Origin of the sequence: Bacillus sp. JJ664, from assembly GCF_036962205.1 — a bacterium.
Taxonomy (GTDB): domain Bacteria; phylum Bacillota; class Bacilli; order Bacillales; family Bacillaceae_G; genus Gottfriedia.
The window spans coordinates 150339-150772 of sequence record NZ_JBALMS010000035.1 but is presented as its reverse complement, the minus strand read 5'-3'; the positions used below and the strand labels follow the sequence as shown (position 1 = coordinate 150772).

The window sequence follows — 434 nt, the reverse complement described above, 5'->3', positions numbered from 1 at the left end:
AGCAGTATTAAAATATATTGATATGAAGAAATTTTATAAAATAATAGTGAGTTTATCTAATTATGAAATAAGCAGAATACGTAGCTTATTTCAATCAATATATGATTTTGATAATATTAGTGCTCACTATAAGGAAGATCAGCCTTATATAAATGAATTAAATGAATTATTAAAACAAGATTTAGAAAATTATAAAGGTATAACTAAGTTAAACTTAATTCAATTAGTTATTACATTTGATAATATAATAGATCGCTTTAATAATTAAAATTTATAATTTCGTCGTTGAAATAATCTTCCTGAATTTTATCGTAAAACCGTTGATTAGAGAGATAGATAACCAGATTACATTTTTATAAAAACTTTTCTGGCCCAAATGAGTGCTTTAGTTGAAGAGGAAAAATTTAGACTGCAATAAAACATTCTTTTTCTTT

The 434-nt window shown here is 22.6% G+C and carries 1 protein-coding gene; it reads left to right on the top strand.

Annotated features, from left to right (window positions below; translation table 11 throughout):
- A partial coding sequence (locus V7056_RS06080; RefSeq protein WP_499700233.1) for a hypothetical protein occupies positions 1–268 on the top strand: 268 nt, incomplete at its 5' end.
- Positions 269–434: the final 166 nt, after the last annotated feature.